The following is a 15,853-nucleotide window of genomic DNA, read 5'->3' on the forward strand; positions in this document are numbered from 1 at the left end:
TATTTTGGCGATTAAGAATGGGTAGTGTTTTAATTCGCGTGCCGTATCGCGGAGCGAGCCTCCATTCATGGCCAGCTCCGAATGTTGTTTCCTCTCGGGCAGGCAATCTTGCTCAGAATAATCTCGGATAAAGGATAGAGTATAGATATGGCATTTCCAAATTTCAAATTTGTTTTACTTTTTGCGCTTTTCACTTCATTGCTGATCCGCGTACTCATCTTGATTCCTGTCTCTTACTGGGGATCGGATGAGTTACTTTATCTAGATGCTGCATCGGAAATATGGTCTGGTAATTTTCAATCTGTTTATCTATCAGAGCCTATATATGCTTATCTGATTTCGCCTGCTTTCAGTTCAACAGAATACTATTTCGAATATTTAAAAATTATAAATCTCCTGATTTTTTCTTTAGGCTTGCTTATTTTTTATTTTGGTCTTAGATCTAGATTGGATTCGACGTCTTCATTGCTTGGCATAGTGCTTGTATTCATTATGGGGCAATTTTCGATTTTGGGCCATGCGATGACCCAACCATTACTTTTTTTAGTGGTTGCGGCGATTTGGTCCTGCAGCGCAATCATGCTTTTCGTTACAAGCTTAAGAGCAAAGAGGTTTTCAGCACTGATTTTTGGTGCGGTTGCTTCCATAGGGTTTTTTAGTTCGCCAAAATTGGTTCCGTTATTGTTTTTCGCTTTCTTCATGCTTTCGATAGCTGCAGTAAGGTATAAAGAACAAGCTTTCTTGGGAAAACAATTTCAGATATTAGGTTTGTTAACACTAACCTTCTTAGCGTGTTTCGTACTTATTTATACTCTCCTTCCCAGAGCAACCACCAGCGTATATTCACACATCGGAGCGAGGTTCCTGCCTTTGGCTATAGGTAATATGATCGATCAACCGAAAAGGTTTTTTGATTTGATTGTCGGTAGCTTCAGTGTCAGCTGGTTGCTTATGATAGTTCCTATGACAATTGCTGCGATTGTTATCATAAGGTCATTGAGAGAAAAAAGCGTTGACTGGATATTTGCGCTTCTGACCCTTGGTATGCCATTTATTTCGCTTTCGGTGTCTTTGGTCTTTCAGTTTGGGTATCCAGCTGCGGATATTAAATCTACGCTTTTTTACCGGTACTATTTTTTCTCCTCTGTCCCGCTGGTTTTTTTTCTGGTTTATGGGTTTCGGTTAACCTTTAGTCAGCGAGAAAGAACAATATTGTCGACAATCATAGTGCTTGTTTTAATTGCGGGGTATTATTCTCAAATGAGTGGTCTTAGTAGTATAAATATGTTCGGAGGGATAGAAAATAGTCAGATTTGGGCGGATACTTATCCGAAACTTTATGTGCTATTAATTGTGATAGTGTTTTTTTGTGCTGCTCTTTTTTACAAGGGGAAAAGCATGATAGGATTATCGATATTGTGTATGGCTATGATATTTAACGGTGTCGTTTCTTCAGTTCAAATGGGAAGGGAGATTCAATTAAAGTTGGATGACTGCGCCTTACTAAAGAGAATGATTGTAGATACCTCATACCCAGTCGTAGTAGTCGCTAAGGAGCGCTACTTTGCTGAGCATCTTGCTGTAGCTCCCCCGCTTTCAAAACACAGGATGTGGGGTGACGCTGTTGGAAAAGTGTATAGTGAACTTATGGCAAGATCGCCCCTGGCGAACATCGGTGACGTTGTTGGAAAACAATATGGTGAATTTCTGGAGTCTTATGCTCCGGTTTCGATGAGAACATCTTTCCTTGACCCCACAAAACCCTTCCATCTGCTTTTAAAAGGGGTGAGCAAAAGCCCTATTGTTAATAGCAATAAGGTGGAAATGATAGCGCACGTTAAAGACTGTCTTATGTTGTCCTTTAAACCACTGGATTAATGCGAGTCTAATCGTGCCGTCCGTTAGGTCTTCGTTGATTTGAGTTCAGCTTTTTGAGTGTCGCCAACTTGTGAGAATTCAATGAATGATAAAACGAAAGTGTGTGTAGTTATCCCATGTTATAAGGTAAGGGATCATATCTTGGGTGTCATCAAGGGTATTGGCTCTGAAGTAGATCTGATTTTGGTAATAGACGATGCGTGTCCAGAGAACTCTGGAGCGTTTGTGGGAAAGAACTGCGTAGATCCGAGAGTGAGAGTTCTGCGTCATGCTGAGAATCAAGGCGTTGGTGGTGCTGTGATGACTGGTTATGAAACCGCGATTGATGAGGGGATGGGAATAATCGTCAAGGTTGACGGAGATGGTCAGATGGATCCGGCTTTAATTCCCTTTTTTATACAACCAATCGTCTCCGGAGAAGCCGACTACACAAAGGGTAACCGTTTTTTCGACATCGAAAAGATTCGTGCCATGCCTGCGATGCGCCTTTTTGGCAATGCTATACTATCATTCATGACCAAGTTGTCATCTGGTTACTGGAATATATTCGACCCCACTAATGGCTACACAGCAATCCATGTAGAGATCGCGCGGCACATACCTTTCAACCGGGTCAGTCGTCGCTATTTTTTTGAGACAGACATTCTATTCAGGTTAAACACGCTGCGTGCGGTTGTGGTGGATGTACCGATGGATGCTTCCTATGGAAACGAGGTTAGTAATCTGAAGATTTCGCGAATAATTGGCGAATTTTTGCTTAAACATTGCAAGAACTTTTTTAAAAGAATTTTCTATAACTACTATCTTCGAGATATGTCGCTCGCCTCGCTCGAACTGCCCTTGGGCGTTATGTTATTCGTGTTTGGCGTTCTTTTTGGTGGATATCACTGGTTGGATTCAGCTTACCGACAAGATCCTGCAACTACAGGTACGGTTATGTTAGCCACGTTGCCGACCTTGCTGGGTATTCAGTTCGTGCTGGCGTTCATCAGTTACGATATTATGTCAGTGCCTACTCATCCAATTCATTCGGTGAAGCGATCAATACTGAAATCAGTGATTGAGTATCCCAAATGAAGTATCTCTTTGATTGGTTATGTGACCCCTCGGTTGAAGGAGTTGACGTCGATGGTACCGACCGGCTGTCAGTGCATCGCTGCATACTCAAGCGCAAACGTATGCTGCGTGAGGTCTTTCAGACATTTCACCATGATTTTCGTACTCTGGATGAGCGTTTTTTGTCCGGTGAAGGAAGCCGTATAGAGGTCGGGGCGGGTGCAGCACCCATTCGCGATTCCTTTCCGGATGTACTGGCAACTGACATAATGGAAAATCCACAGCTTGACCGGGTCTTGGATGCACAAGCGATGAAACTACCGGATTCCTCGGTCAGATGTGTCTATGCACAGAACAGTTTCCATCATTTTTCCGATCCAGAGCGTTTTTTTGCTGAGCTCCAGCGGGTGCTAATTCCCGGTGGTGGTGCAATCCTGATTGAACCCTACTATGGTCTGCTCGCCAGCCTACTATTTCCACGAATGTTCAGTACAGAGGGTTTTGATAAGAATGCATCATCTTGGCAGGTATCAACTACTAGCTCCATGCACGGTGCGAACCAGGCACTTAGCTATCTGGTTTTCGTCCGTGATCGGGAGTTTTTTGAGACGAGATATCCTGGGCTCAAGATTGCGTATCAACAGACTTGTAACAATTATCTGAAATACTTGCTGTCGGGTGGCCTTAACTTCCGGCAGTTACTCCCGGATTGGATGACTCAGTTTGTTGGCCTTCTCAGCCTTCTACTGTCGCCATTTAACAGGTGGCTAGCCTTGCACCATCTCATTGTGATAAAGAAGATCAGCACATGATATTCTTGCATTATCTATTGGTGCAAGTTGTCGCATACGCGATCGATATGGGTACATTTCTGCTGGTGTTTTATTCCGGAATGCTCGGTGCCCTCGGTTCAAATGTCATGGGCAAGGTCATTGCTGGGTTATTTGCTTTCGTCACTCATCAAGTCTCCACTTTCCACGTGCCACGCCACGCACGTAAAGCTCATCAGGCGTTACGTTACTTCATACTCCTGGGTATTAATGTTCCCTTGTCATCGGTTGTTTTAGCTCTAGTACTCCAGCTATTAGACTATGCGACATTGGCCAAGTTTGTATCGGACGCCATCTGTGTTTCCCTGACGTTTTGGATCAGCAAGAAGTGGGTTTTTTCATTTTCGCACGGTGTACGAGGGGAACAGTTTTGAAAATTCTTCTTACCGGCGCAACCGGCTATATAGGAACACACTTTCGAGAGAAGGCAGTTACTTGTGGGCATGAGGTTGTAGCAGCGTCACGGCACCCCCCGCCTGGGGATTCCCCTTGGATATTATTTGATCTCAAAGCCCTGGATTTATCACAGGTTCCTTGCGACACTGATTTGATCGTACATCTTGCGGCTAACACAACAGCAGATGAAGGAATCGCCGAAACCACAGAAATTGAAGTCGCAGATGCACTGATTGATGTAGCGCACCGGATTCATGCGCGGCTTGTCTTTATTTCCAGCCAGGTTGCATATGCGGGAGCACCAACAGCGTATGGACGGATCAAGTGGCAGATAGAACGTCGTGTACTCAAGGCTGGTAGTCTGGTGATCCGGTTAGGTCTGGTCTATGGAGGCCGGGAGATGGGTCTATTTGGCACCTTGGTGCGTTTGGTACGCGTATCGCCTATACTACCAGTGTTTATACCATCGCCCATGGTACAGCCGATCCATGTGGATGACTGTGTGGCAGGAATTTTGGCTGTATCGGAGCTTACAAATTACGAAAGACGGGTATACGTGCTCGCGTCCGCTCGTCCGATTTCGATTACAAAGTTTTTAAGTGCGATCGCTCGTCATCGCGTAAAGAAAATTCGACTTTTCATTCCGGTGCCGGTGCTTTTCATTCGTCTGCTCATCAGAGGGCTATCTCTTATTTCTTATACCTCGTTCGGTCTCGCTCGGCTGGAATCGCTATTTGTACTACCACCAGTTGACACCGCTCGCGATCTTAATGAACTCGGCTTGAAACTACGCACCCTTTCAGCGGGAATGCTTGTCTCTGATCATAACCGTCGACGGTTGCTGTTGGAGGAAGGTCTAGGTCTTCTTACCTATGTTCTACGCACGCAGCCGCGGGGCGTGTTGGTCAGGCGCTACGCCAGAATGATTGAAACTATGCGGGACGGGCAGCTGGCAGGTTGGCGAGGTTGGGTATACCGTTCTCCGATTTTACTTGCATGTCTGGAAAGAATACAATCAGGTGTACATCCGGTTGCGGATGACTTACGTTGGCGTATTGGCGCTGCCACCTTAATTGCGGAGGCGAGTGTCCAAGGATTCGACCGGTTTCTGGCTATGGGGAAACGCACGCGAGTCCCGATAGCTATTTTCATGGTCGGGCGTGTGGTAGTGGCAGAAGTGTTCATTCTTCTCTTGACGCCTCTGCTTGCTCCGTTGTTGTGGCTGATAGGCCGTCAAAGAAACAGTACTTGATGCAGCCTGATTTTGATGTTGTCGTCGTGGGAAGCGGTCCGGCCGGAGTCTCTGTATCCTTCCCATTGGCAGAGGCGGGTATTAGAACATTGATGGTTGATGGTGGCCTAGAGGCAACGATTCCAGCCCTAACGGATCCTTTCTTAACGGAGCGTGCAAACAGCCACGAACAGTGGAAGTGGATAATTGGTGAGGACTTTCATGCACTAAGAAATATAGAAGCTATCTCGCCCAAATTTAGGGTGCCTGCCCATGGCTATGTTTTTCAGGATTTCCTTACGCGAAATCAGATCGTTTCTAAGGATGTTGTCGCGATTGGTTCGCTCTCAAGTGGTGGTCTATCGAATGCATGGGGATGTGGTGTCGCACGGCTTTCAAAGTCTGAGTTATCCTATTTCCCATTTCCCTTAGAAGAAATTTACTCTTCTTATGGTCGGGTCGCTCGTCGCATCGGAATCAGCGGCCGCTCAACTGATGATCTGAGTGATTACTTCGGGGTGGACGAGTGGGCTGATCCTGCCTTACTTTTGGATGCTGTCAATGATTCAATATTCCGGCGATATGCAACTGGAAGCTCTCTAACTCCCGGGTTCCGTCTAGGGCGTGCACGGCTGGCTGTTTTAGCTCGAAATACAGAAGACAGGCGAGCCTGCAACCTCAGTGGAAATTGCTTGTGGGGGTGCTCGAGAAAAGCTCTTTACTCTTCCGCAGATGAGGTTAGTGTCCTATCACGAAATATATCGTTTTATTACCGTAGCGGATTCTTGGTAGACAACATTCGCGCGAATAATGGCCTTATCTTACTCGAAGGAACCGGACCTGACGGGTATTGGTCTGTGGCCGCCAAACGCATCGTACTCGCTGCAGGCACACTTGCTACCACTCGTATCGCTATGCGTGCCATTGGTTATGGGGGTTCTCTTAGGTTGCAATGCTCTCCGGCAGCGGCTTTCCTGCTTTGGGTTCCTGGCATGACCGGCCATGAGCATAGCCATGGTTTCGGGCTTGGCCAATTATCGTTTGTTCTTAAGCTCGCCGACGATGTCACAGCATTTGGTTCTACTTTTTCACCAACCGGGATACCAGTTACAGAGTTTGTTCGTCATCTCCCACTTAGTGCCCGCTATGGAATTGATGTACTTCGACATTTGCTGAGTTCTTGCCTGGCAGGCAATCTATTTTTCCCAGGCAATATTTCACAGATTTCATTGAGACTGACGGTAAATGGAACTCTTCTTATTGAGGGGAACCATGGGCAGTATGTATTGAATCTAATGTCTAATGCATCGCGGTTACTTCGTTGTGCTTTTTGGCGTCTTGGTGCTATTTTAATGCCGATGAGTTTTTCGGTTGCAAAACCCGGAAGCGATACCCATTATGGATGTACATTGCCGATGCGGGAGAATCCTAAATTAGGTGAAACAGATCGGTGGGGTGAGTTAAAAGGGTTTGATAATGTTCATATTGTTGATGGGGCATCTCTTTCATCTTTAAGCGAGAAGTCACACACTCTCACTATTATGGCGAATGCTGATAGAATCGGTAGAGAGTTAGCTATTAGAGCCAATAATGAAAAATCCGTGTTCAATCGAACTACCTGAAGGCGGTGGTTTTAACTCCTTTTCAGACACTAAACGATATGCGACAGACCTACGCGACTAATTGCAGTAAAAGAAGATTCGCTATCACACGGTGGAATTAATCTCGAGCCGGGACGTTATGTGGTCAAAGTAGATTTCGATTGTCCGCATGATGTAATTGCAGGTCTTGCCATAAAAAGTATTTCGGATCTCCTGGCATATTATGAGGTAGAAGCAAAGTATCTGAAGCAGCATAGTTGTTCAAATATGGTGATTGAACTGCATCGGTATGAGTCCTGACTGTAGAGCTGGTTGTAAAGAGTGATTATTGTGCATCTTTAAAATACATCGAAATCGAAAAGATTGAATTTGGTTGAGCATTTTAAGATGATTATAGTGGTTGGCGGTAACGGTTTTGTTGGTAGTGGATTTGTGAGGCACTTCAAAAGTTGTGGTGCCCCTACTACCGTTATAGGTCGTGATAATTATGCGGATCATATTGGGGCGGAATGCGATATTCTTATAAATGCAAACGGAAACTCTATGAAGTTTCTTGCCAAAGATGATCCAAAGGGAGAATTTCAAGCGAGTGTGGTGAGTGTTCGCAATAGCCTGATTGATTTTACATTCAAGAAATACATCTACCTTTCCACCAGCGATGTCTATCCCGATTGCTCATCCACTGCTGTGACTCAAGAAGATCTGCGACTTGATTATGCTTCACAAAGCCCATACGGCTTTCACAAACATCTAGCCGAACTCTGCGTACAGCATACTGCAAAGGATTGGCTGATTATCCGGCAAGGGGGCTTTGTCGGCAAAGGAATGAAGAAGAACGCGGTCTTTGACGTGTTATATGGGGATAGAATTTGGGTACATCCGGAGAGTCGGTTTCAATTTATCAATACCGATGACTCTGCGCGGCTCGTGATGGAGTTGGTAGAGAGGGGATTATCCAACCAGGTGTTCAATCTAACAGCAACCGGGACCATATCAGTGAGGGAGGTCATGGGCTTATCTGGTCGCACTGTACCCTATGACGGAGGAGTGAAGCCTCTACGTTATGAGATCTCGACAGAGAAAGTGTCGAGGTATGTGGGATTACCGAAAACGGGAGAGACAGTGCGTAGCTATCTCTCAGGAGAAAGTGAGCGATGAAACAGCTTTTTGAGAACCTCGGGCTGCTAATCCCGCCGCTGCGCCGGCTGTATGAAGAGCGAGATGTCTATGTAAACGAGGTTCATCGTCTAACATATCAGCTGGCTAGACATAAAATAGAAAATAATGTATTTCGGCAGGAGTTGAAAGAGAAATCAGATTCATTAGCTGAATATGAGACAGAAAATAATACACTTCGGCAGGAGTTGAAGGAGAAGTCACATTCATTAGCTGAGATATATAGTGACCATATTCCATGGGAATTGCCCGTGCAGTTCTGCGCAAGTGACTGTATTCATGAAGGAGATACGGTGTTGGATGTCGGTGGCAATGTGGGGGGGGTGGCCATTGCATTCTCCCGTATGGTCGGGCGGGGGGGAGTAGTTTACACATTCGAACCCAATATGGAAATATGGCCGCACCTACTTGAAAATTTAATGATAAACGATGCAGGTAATGTTTCTCATGTGCCCTTAGCCTGTTTTTCACAAACGGGAAAAATTATGCAGTTTTATTCAGGGCCTTCCTGTTATAAGGCTGAATCTGGCCTAATGAAAAAGATCGACGGAGCAATTAGTTCTGATGTGGTAACAATTTCAATTGATGATTTCTGTGATGTAAACAATATACGGCCTGCATTTATGAAGATTGATGTGGAAGGTGCGGAGATTCATGTACTGAGGTCAGCTTCTAACTATATCGATGATTTGCATTTCCCTATGATTTTGGAATACCAGTCTCACAGCCATCCGGATCAGAATGACCCGCTGGTCTATCTTGAGGAAAAAGGGTATTTGTTTTTTGACGTTAATACATATAACAAGGAAACGGCTAAATCATATTCTTTAATGCCCGAATTTCCGCTAGTTAATGTTCTCTGTGTTCACAAGGATAGCGATTTGGCTAGCTTGTATCTTCGTATGTGCAAAACGCAAACCTATAAGGCCGATTTGAGCGAAACTGATGTACTAACACATGGCGATATTAACCTTGAGCCTGGGCGCTATATTGTAAAAGTGGATTTTGATTGTCCGGAGGATGTAATTGCAAGTATTGCTGTTGAAAATGATTCTGGTTATTTAGCTTATTATGAGTCAGATACAAAGCATTTGAAGCAACATAGTTGTTCAAATATGGTGATTGAACTCGGTAATGATGAATCCCTAACTGTGGCGTTGATTAAAAAAGGAGATTACAATGCATCGTTAAAAAGCATTGAAATTTCAAAAATTGAGCTTGGTGGAAACACATGATGGTATTCATACTTGGCGATAAGAGTTGTGGTGTCTCTACCACTGTTATAAGTCATGATAATTATTCGGGTTATATTGAGGTAGAATGCGATATTCAGTAGTGGTAAAGTTTTAAATGGTAGAGTAAAATGATTGATTTACAAGTGTGGGCTCGCTGTCGACAATGTCCCCACTTAAACATTAACTACTATTATAGTATAGAGTTGGACAAGCCTCGTCCCATTGTTGGAGAACCTTGCAGTCAAAGGAAATAGCTCGTGAAGTCGTGCCCAATCTGTACTACCAATGATCTACGTCCGTTTTTCAAAGAGCAGGGGCGCCTGATGGTTATCTGTGCACAGTGCCGGCACATTGTCTGGGACCGGATGCCTAACGAAGAAGAGGTGACACGCTACTACGAGCAGCAGTATACAGCCGATCATCAGCAGGAAGAGATTCAGGAATCAATACGAGAGTATTACCGCAGCCACCTCGACGAGTTATTTTCCTGGGGAAGAGGGCGAAGGGAGGAGGCGTCGCTTCTTGATTTTGGATGTTCCTTCCCCACTTTTCTTGAAGAGGCCAAGAAGGCTGGCGTGGGTCGCGTGATCGGGGTTGAACTGGACGAGGCAGCGCGAACACGAGGGCAAAGTCTTGGCCTGACCATGCTGCATCCTGCGGAAATAGGAGAGGTCGAGTCGCAAACCGTTGATGCTGCTCGTTTCTCACACACCTTGGAGCATCACATCGATCCCTTGGCAATCCTTTGCGGGGTCGTGCAAAAGCTCAAGAGAGGTGCGGTGGTTTACCTCACGCAACCGAGCTTTCCGGTTTTGGCAGCTCAGACTTCGAGTAAAGGGCTGATGGATGCCGTATGGCCTGAGCACCTCCACTTCTTCTCCCCCATTTCGCTGAGGGTGTTAATGGAGAGAGCGGGGCTGCGTCTGGTTTCGTTCTTCACGCACCAGAATGCTGACGCTGTAGTGTCCAAGTACGCGCGTGAACTGGATCTTGCATACAGCGTCGCGAATCTGCGGGATCTTGAGTGTCTGGGGAATGACCTTTTCGGACGCAATGCGAATTTCCCCGCTTTTGCAGGCGAAAACGGTGCGGCCTACGGTTTGAAGGAGTAGACCCTGCCGCCTGCGACGCTTGCCTAAACATATTGTATGGGGACAAAATTTGGGTACATCCGGATGGTCGTTTTCAATTTATCAATACCGATGAATCTGTACGAGTTGTGATGGAGTTGGTAGATAGGGGGTTATCCAACCAGATGTTCAATCTTACTGCGACCGGAACTATATTAGTGAGGGAGATCATGGATTTGGCTGGTCGCACTGTACCCTATGCCGGAGGGGCGAGGTCTCTACATGAGATCGCGACAGAGGAAGTGTCGAGGTATGTAGAATTACCGGAAACGGAAGAAATGGTGCGTAGTTATCTTTCAGGAAAAGTGATCGATGAAACAGGTTCTTAAGAAACTCGTGCTGCGATTTCCCGCGCTGCGCCGATTGCATCAAGAACGAGATGTTTATGCCAAGGAGGTTGGTCGCTTAACACACCAATTAGCCAAATATGAGGATAAGCGTACGAGATGCAAGATGCTGTTCCTTGTCGGCTACTGGGGCTATGGGATTGTTGGCGATGATGCCATTCTTTCAGCATTGTTGGCAGATTTAAAGGAACGTTTTGGCCAAAACGTGGAAATAACAGCTACATCTTATCGACCTAAGCGAACAACTGAACGTTTTGGTATTGACGCAATTGAATTTGATGATCTGTCAAGAGTAATTGAAAGCGTGAAATCCAGTGATTTGGTTATAGTCGCTGGCGGTGGTGCCTACAATGAATACGATCCGTGGTGCACTGAAACAAGGCTCGGAAATGCTCAGGGCTACAATGTTTTCTGCGCCATGATCCCCTATCTATGTAATCTGGCTAAGATCCCCTGTTTTATTTGCGGTGTTGGAGTCGAGCCCATTTATTCAGATATTGCAAAACAAGACATTGCTCGCGCGTTCGGACTTGCAACCGTAGCGACAGTTAGAGACTCGGGATCTTTGGAAGTAATAAAATCATGCGGCATTAGCGCTAATTTTCCTACGGTAACGATGTGTCCAGCATCAAGGACGAGAACTCGGCGATCTGACTATGTTGATCATATCAGACAAGAAGCTCGTAACCATAATAGGTTCTTGGTTGGCGTTTCGCTTCGCCACTGGGATTATGAACACTGGAGGTATCCAGCTAAGAGTTGTGCTTGGGAAGATTGGCTAGCTGGTGATCTGAGGGATATCCAGGCTAAATTTAATTGCGAATTTCTTTTCATACCGTTTCAGGCAGCAGAAGAATTCGGAGACTTGGGAAATGACATTCCTATTATGCGAAGAGTTATCAATAAAGCTAACATTTCTAATTTCTCGCATATATGGGATTCCCCACTCGAACCTGAAAATGTAGCTTATGGTCTGTCGGTGTGCAATATGGTCATCGCATGTAGGTTTCATTCGGTGATACTGTCCCTCGCATCTGGTGTGCCGGTGTGTGCATTATCTTATTCTAAAAAGGTTCGCTCGATAATGACAGATGCTAATTTTAGTGAATTTGTGGTTGATCTTGAAAGCGCTTTGCGAGGAAGCCTAACCGAAACAGTTATCAAGTTGCTAAACCGGCTTCCAGATGTTTCAGCAAAGGTACGCAGCTATCGCAAAGTGATGCGTGACAAAGGCTTGAAGAATATAGAGATAATAGCAAGCTTTTTGATAGCTGATAGAAGGCAGCAGCCCGATCCCAGGAAAACTTTCCTCCTAACGTATCTTGCTTTAATAGCACAGCGGGAGCGTGTGAATAGCGACATTGAACACGTGACTACTGAATTGAATATGGCAATTTCCAATTCGTTAGGGTCGGCACAAGAATCCAAGCTTGTTGTGGAAATTCTGGAACCGCTTATTGATAAAATTGACGACGGTCAGATCATTTATTATTACGCGCTCGCACTCCATCAAAGCGGAGAAAATTCTGACTTGGCACTGGATTACTATAATAAGGCGTTGGCAAGAGGGGCGGACGAGTTTTGGGTCCATTATAACAGGGGGACTTTGTTGTATTCGATTGGAAAAATAGACCTTGCCGAAAGTGACTGGCGAGCGGTTCTTTCATTGCCATGCCTTCTTAATGAACCCAAGGAACATATTCTTCGGTCTATGCCATATCTTTCCCCTGAGTCGACAACGTGATTATCTCACGTACACCCTTCCGCATCTCCTTCTTCGGTGGGGGCACCGATTATCCCGATTGGTATAAACGCCATGGGGGTGCAGTGCTCTCTACATCGTTTGACAAGTATTGCTATATCACCTGCCGTGAGCTGCCGCCATTTTTCGACCATAAATATCGTATCGCCTATTCCAAGATTGAGAATGCCTGCGAAATTGCAGATATCGAGCACAGGGCCGTGCGGGCGGTGTTGGAGACGTCGGGGCTGGAGCAAGGCCTCGAAATTCACTGCGATGCCGATCTGCCTGCCCGTTCCGGTCTGGGTTCAAGTTCGTCCTTCGTGGTGGGGATACTTAATTCGTTACAGGCATTCGAAGGCAAACGTGTGTCCAAAGAGTGGCTAACACAAGAGGCGATATGGATTGAGCAAGAGGTATTGAAAGAGACGGTCGGATCTCAGGATCAGACTGCGGCGGCTCATGGCGGTTTTAATGTGATTTCCTTTGCTACTGATGGTGGCATCAACGTTACCCCGGTGATTATGCCGGGTGAACGAAAAGTGCTTTTAAATAATCATTTGATGCTGTTTTTTACCGGGTTTTCGCGCATTGCTTCCAGCATCGCAAAATCAAAGGTTGCGAATCTTAAGAGGAAATCAGATGAGCTTCATCGCATGCGTACAATGGTTGATGATGCCATGGATATTCTCACTTCGGAGCAGGATATTCGCTATTTTGGTGAGATGCTTCATTCCGCCTGGGAACACAAGCGTTCACTATCGGATCAGGTCAGCAATTCACAGATAGATAATTTGTACTTGAAAGCACGACAGGCGGGGGCAATTGGAGGCAAGCTACTCGGTGCCGGTGGCGGTGGGTTTATGGTGCTTTTTGTCGAGCCGGAAAAACAGGCTTCGGTCAAGAAAGCACTTAGCAGGTTGATACAGGTCCCCTTCAAATTCGAATCGACCGGTAGTCAAGTGATCTACTACCAGCCATCGGGTTGAAACTTGATAATGAACAGTAAGGAAATTCTCTGTGTAGTAGGTACACGACCGGAAGCCATAAAGATGGCGCCGGTGATATTGGCGTTAAAGAAAGAGCCATGGGCTGAAGTTCATGTGCTTGCCACTGCCCAGCATCGCCATATGTTGGACCAAGTATTGAATCTCTTTAGTATTAGGCCGGATATTGATCTTGACATTATGCGCCCCAATCAGGCGTTGACAACCTTGGCGGCCCGCATTCTACTTGATCTGGATGATGTGCTTCTAGCAGAGAAACCGGATGCAGTATTGGCACAGGGCGATACAACAACGGTAATGACGGTAGCTTTGGCCTGCTTCTACCACCGGATTCCTTTCGGGCATATCGAGGCTGGACTACGCACCTGGGATCTGCAGAACCCTTTTCCGGAAGAGGCTAATCGAGTCATTGCAGGAAGGCTTGCCTATTGGCACTTCGCTCCTACGGAGAGATCACGCGATAATCTACTACGTGAAGGTATCGCTGACAGGGAGATTGTGGTCACAGGCAATACCGTAATTGATGCCTTGATGATTACTGCTGCAATGGATCCGGAACTCGGCATTGATCTGGATTTGGATAAGCGATTGGTTCTCGTTACTGCTCATCGTCGGGAGAATTTCGGGGAACCATTCAACAATATCTGCCGGGCACTGCGCACCCTTGCGGAATGCAATCCTGATGTGCAATTCCTCTATCCTGTGCATCCTAATCCGAATGTAAAAGATGTTGCGTACGATCGGCTGGTGGGTTGTACAAATATTCATCTTTGTGAGCCCCTGGACTATGCGCCATTCGTGGCGGCTATGAAGCATGCTTACTTCATTATCAGTGATTCAGGTGGTGTACAGGAAGAGGCGCCCGCATTGGGTAAACCAGTTCTGGTATTGCGCAAGGAGACAGAACGCCCGGAAGCCGTTGAGCAGGGTGTGGTTAAACTCGTGGGTTTGGATGAAGAACACATCGTACCCGAGGTACAGCGGTTGCTCGACGATGAAAGTGCTTATAAGGAGATGGCGCGTGGTATTTCACCCTATGGGGATGGGTATGCAGCGGCACGTATCGTAGACGTATTGAGAGACCATTTTGCCTGATGCGATTGGTTTATCTGTCGCCGGTGCCTTGGCAAAGTTTTGCGCAACGGCCGCAAAAGTTTGTTGAGTGGTTTCATGATCGCACCGCCGGCGAGGTGCTGTGGGTTGATCCTTACCCTACTCGTTTGCCTCGGGTGGTGGATTGTTTGAGGGTAGACCGGGAATCGCGCGGGGTTTCACCCAAGGCCCCGAGTTGGCTGAAAATTTTGACGCCGCGAGCTTTACCGATTGAACCCTTGCCTGTGGTGAACAGGATCAACACATTGTTATGGCGCAAGGTGTTCGACCGAACATCTGTGTTTGCATCAGAAGGGCCATGCTGGATTGGTGTAGGCAAACCCAGTCGGCTGGCTTTGCGGGTGTTGAACAGCGTGCCGGGCATTTCCTCCTTTTATGATGTGATGGATGATTTCTCTGCCTTTTATTCAGGTTGGTCACGCTCTGCGATGAAAAAGAGTGAGTCTCTATTGTTGCACCGAGTGGGAAACGTTCTTGTCTCTTCAAGTACATCCCTTAACCGCATGAGGTCGTTGGGTAAAGAGGTTGTTCCGGTACCGAATGGCTGTGATATCAACCAGTTACCACTTGTAAGTGCCTTGCCCAAGCGTCCTGCACAGCCAGTTTTGGGATACGTGGGTACCATTGGTTATTGGTTTAACTGGTCTATGGTAATTTCACTGGCTCGCAACAATCCTACGATACTGCTGCGCTTGATTGGCCCCGTTCATCAGCTTGCCTCCGGTCCCTTACCCGAGAACGTTGAGCTTCGTCCACCCTGTTCTCATGCTGAGGCTATCCAGGCAATACAAGGTTTTTCGGTAGGGCTTATTCCGTTCAAACAAAACGCACTGACGGCATCGGTGGATCCGATCAAGTATTACGAATACAGGGCGCTTGGTCTTCCCGTGATCTCTACATCATTTGGTGAGATGGTGAACAGATGGCACGAACCGGGGGTGTTTCTTGTGGGTGAGGGTCACGATTTGGATCAGGTTGTGCGAGCAGCACTCACCTTTAGGTTTAAGGCGGGTGAAATAGAGGCATTTCGTTGCGCAAATAGTTGGAAGGTACGTTTTGATGCCAGCGGAATCCTCCGGTAATTATGATGTGGTCATCGTCAATTATAACGC

The 15,853-nt window shown here is 46.3% G+C and carries 13 protein-coding genes; all 13 read left to right on the top strand.

All coding sequences use genetic code 11. From position 1 onward, the window contains the following. Nucleotides 1-147: 147 nt before the first annotated feature. The 13 genes from E1958_RS14110 to E1958_RS14170 all read left to right on the top strand — a co-directional run bounded on the left by E1958_RS14110 (nt 148) and on the right by E1958_RS14170 (nt 15,823). Nucleotides 148-1,878, top strand: a complete 1,731-nt coding sequence (locus E1958_RS14110) for an ArnT family glycosyltransferase (RefSeq protein WP_133512427.1) — start codon at nt 148-150, stop codon at nt 1,876-1,878. 81 nt (nt 1,879-1,959) lie between these two features. Continuing rightward, on the top strand, nt 1,960-2,955 hold the full coding sequence (locus E1958_RS14115) for a glycosyltransferase family 2 protein (RefSeq protein WP_133512428.1): 996 nt from the start codon (nt 1,960-1,962) through the stop codon (nt 2,953-2,955). Beyond that, on the top strand, nt 2,952-3,746 hold the full coding sequence (locus E1958_RS14120) for a class I SAM-dependent methyltransferase (protein ID WP_133512429.1): 795 nt from the start codon (nt 2,952-2,954) through the stop codon (nt 3,744-3,746). The genes E1958_RS14115 and E1958_RS14120 overlap by 4 nt, the downstream gene beginning before the upstream one ends. After that, nucleotides 3,743-4,138, top strand: a complete 396-nt coding sequence (locus E1958_RS14125; RefSeq protein ID WP_133512430.1) for a GtrA family protein — start codon at nt 3,743-3,745, stop codon at nt 4,136-4,138. Before E1958_RS14120 ends, E1958_RS14125 begins: the two co-directional genes overlap by 4 nt. Further along, nucleotides 4,135-5,412, top strand: a complete 1,278-nt coding sequence (locus E1958_RS14130; protein WP_165741464.1) for an NAD-dependent epimerase/dehydratase family protein — start codon at nt 4,135-4,137, stop codon at nt 5,410-5,412. The genes E1958_RS14125 and E1958_RS14130 overlap by 4 nt, the downstream gene beginning before the upstream one ends. Then, nucleotides 5,412-7,013 (top strand): FAD-dependent monooxygenase, encoded by a 1,602-nt coding sequence (locus E1958_RS14135; RefSeq protein ID WP_133512469.1) that lies wholly within the window; start codon nt 5,412-5,414, stop codon nt 7,011-7,013. Before E1958_RS14130 ends, E1958_RS14135 begins: the two co-directional genes overlap by 1 nt. A gap of 366 nt (nt 7,014-7,379) precedes the next feature. Then, a complete protein-coding gene (locus E1958_RS14140; protein WP_133512432.1) occupies nt 7,380-8,150 on the top strand; it encodes an NAD-dependent epimerase/dehydratase family protein in 771 nt (256 codons plus the stop codon). Continuing rightward, on the top strand, nt 8,147-9,403 hold the full coding sequence (locus tag E1958_RS14145) for an FkbM family methyltransferase (protein WP_133512433.1): 1,257 nt from the start codon (nt 8,147-8,149) through the stop codon (nt 9,401-9,403). Before E1958_RS14140 ends, E1958_RS14145 begins: the two co-directional genes overlap by 4 nt. A gap of 365 nt (nt 9,404-9,768) precedes the next feature. After that, nucleotides 9,769-10,515 carry a class I SAM-dependent methyltransferase gene (locus E1958_RS14150; protein ID WP_165741462.1) on the top strand — a complete coding sequence of 249 codons (747 nt, stop codon included), beginning with the start codon at nt 9,769-9,771 and terminating at the stop codon, nt 10,513-10,515. 330 nt (nt 10,516-10,845) lie between these two features. Continuing rightward, on the top strand, nt 10,846-12,624 hold the full coding sequence (locus E1958_RS14155) for a polysaccharide pyruvyl transferase family protein (RefSeq protein WP_133512435.1): 1,779 nt from the start codon (nt 10,846-10,848) through the stop codon (nt 12,622-12,624). Beyond that, complete coding sequence (locus E1958_RS14160) at nt 12,621-13,610, top strand: GHMP family kinase ATP-binding protein (RefSeq protein ID WP_133512436.1); 990 nt, start codon at nt 12,621-12,623, stop codon at nt 13,608-13,610. The genes E1958_RS14155 and E1958_RS14160 overlap by 4 nt, the downstream gene beginning before the upstream one ends. A gap of 9 nt (nt 13,611-13,619) precedes the next feature. Further along, nucleotides 13,620-14,723 carry a non-hydrolyzing UDP-N-acetylglucosamine 2-epimerase gene (gene wecB / locus E1958_RS14165; protein ID WP_207787518.1) on the top strand — a complete coding sequence of 368 codons (1,104 nt, stop codon included), beginning with the start codon at nt 13,620-13,622 and terminating at the stop codon, nt 14,721-14,723. Next, nucleotides 14,723-15,823: a glycosyltransferase family protein gene (locus E1958_RS14170; RefSeq protein ID WP_133512437.1), complete on the top strand. Its 1,101-nt coding sequence runs from the start codon at nt 14,723-14,725 to the stop codon at nt 15,821-15,823. Before wecB ends, E1958_RS14170 begins: the two co-directional genes overlap by 1 nt. Nucleotides 15,824-15,853 lie beyond the last annotated feature (30 nt).

The sequence above is a fragment of the Candidatus Thiosymbion oneisti genome (genome assembly GCF_004359955.1).
Taxonomy (GTDB): domain Bacteria; phylum Pseudomonadota; class Gammaproteobacteria; order Chromatiales; family Chromatiaceae; genus Thiosymbion; species Thiosymbion oneisti.

Coding starts and splice junctions, on each gene's coding strand:
- E1958_RS14120 (WP_133512429.1), top strand. CDS start 2,952: ATGAAGTATCTCTTTGATTGGTTATGTGACCCCTCGGTTGAAGGAGTT.
- E1958_RS14135 (WP_133512469.1), top strand. CDS start 5,412: ATGCAGCCTGATTTTGATGTTGTCGTCGTGGGAAGCGGTCCGGCCGGA.
- E1958_RS14155 (WP_133512435.1), top strand. CDS start 10,846: ATGAAACAGGTTCTTAAGAAACTCGTGCTGCGATTTCCCGCGCTGCGC.
- E1958_RS14150 (WP_165741462.1), top strand. CDS start 9,769: ATGCCTAACGAAGAAGAGGTGACACGCTACTACGAGCAGCAGTATACA.
- E1958_RS14145 (WP_133512433.1), top strand. CDS start 8,147: ATGAAACAGCTTTTTGAGAACCTCGGGCTGCTAATCCCGCCGCTGCGC.
- E1958_RS14170 (WP_133512437.1), top strand. CDS start 14,723: ATGCGATTGGTTTATCTGTCGCCGGTGCCTTGGCAAAGTTTTGCGCAA.
- wecB (WP_207787518.1), top strand. CDS start 13,620: ATGAACAGTAAGGAAATTCTCTGTGTAGTAGGTACACGACCGGAAGCC.
- E1958_RS14125 (WP_133512430.1), top strand. CDS start 3,743: ATGATATTCTTGCATTATCTATTGGTGCAAGTTGTCGCATACGCGATC.
- E1958_RS14110 (WP_133512427.1), top strand. CDS start 148: ATGGCATTTCCAAATTTCAAATTTGTTTTACTTTTTGCGCTTTTCACT.
- E1958_RS14140 (WP_133512432.1), top strand. CDS start 7,380: ATGATTATAGTGGTTGGCGGTAACGGTTTTGTTGGTAGTGGATTTGTG.
- E1958_RS14115 (WP_133512428.1), top strand. CDS start 1,960: ATGAATGATAAAACGAAAGTGTGTGTAGTTATCCCATGTTATAAGGTA.